The sequence below is a fragment of the Streptomyces flaveolus genome (assembly GCF_000716535.1).
GTDB lineage: Bacteria > Actinomycetota > Actinomycetes > Streptomycetales > Streptomycetaceae > Streptomyces > Streptomyces flaveolus_A.
Genome location: NZ_JNWV01000136.1, coordinates 1 through 901, shown reverse-complemented (window position 1 = coordinate 901; position 901 = coordinate 1). Strand labels below are relative to the sequence as shown.

The window sequence follows — 901 nt, the reverse complement described above, 5'->3', positions numbered from 1 at the left end:
GCCCTAGGTTCTGTCGTCAAATGTCACGCCCACATCAGGAGCGATGCGAGGGTGATGGCTGCTTGGTAGGACTCGGTGGTCTTGTCGTACCGGGTGGCGATGCCGCGCCACTGCTTCAGCTTGTTGAAGCACCGTTCCACCACGTTGCGCCGCTTGTAGGTGTCGCGGTCGAAGGCCGGGGGCCGTCCGCCACGGCTGCCGCGGTTCAGCCGGTTGCGGACCTGATCGGCTCGCTCGGGAATGGTGTGGCTGATCCCGCGCCGACGCAGCCAGCTGCGTATCGCCCTGGAGCTGTAGCCCTTGTCGCCCAGGACGTGCGAGGGCCGCACCCGGGGCCGCCCCGGGCCGGTGCGGGGCACCCGGATCGCCTCCATCACGGCGGAGAACTGGGTGCAGTCGTTGGTGTTGCCGCCCGTGACGATGAAGGCGAGCGGGCGGCCGGCACCGTCGCAGGCCAGGTGAATCTTGCTGGTCAGGCCGCCTCGGGAGCGCCCGAGAGCTGGGCTGCGGAGCCCCCTTTTCGAGCGCCGGCGGCATGCTGGTGGGCGCGGACGATGGTGGAGTCGACCGACACCAGCCAGTCGATGTCACCGACGGCGTCGGCCCGGGACTGGGCGGCGCGGAGCATCCGTTCGAACGTGCCGTCCGCCGCCCACCGGCGAAAACGGGTGTGCAGCGTGGCCCACGGCCCGTACCGCTCGGGCACATCCCGCCAGGCCGTCCCGGTACGGAACTTCCACACGATCCCGTTGAGGACCCTGCGGTCATCCAGCCGCTTGCGCCCCCGCGACGACACGGGCAGCAACGGCCGGACGAACTCCCACTCGGCATCGGACAGTTCATGGCGACGTATCACCCGTCCATGATCCACCACTCAAGATCATTTGAAGACACTGCCTAG

At 68.7% G+C, this 901-nt stretch carries 1 pseudogene; it reads right to left on the bottom strand.

Features of this window, described 5'->3' with window-relative positions:
- Positions 1 to 23: 23 nt before the first annotated feature.
- Positions 24 to 853, bottom strand: a pseudogene (locus OO52_RS49335) (IS5 family transposase).
- Between the last annotated feature and the right edge of the window lie 48 nt (positions 854 to 901).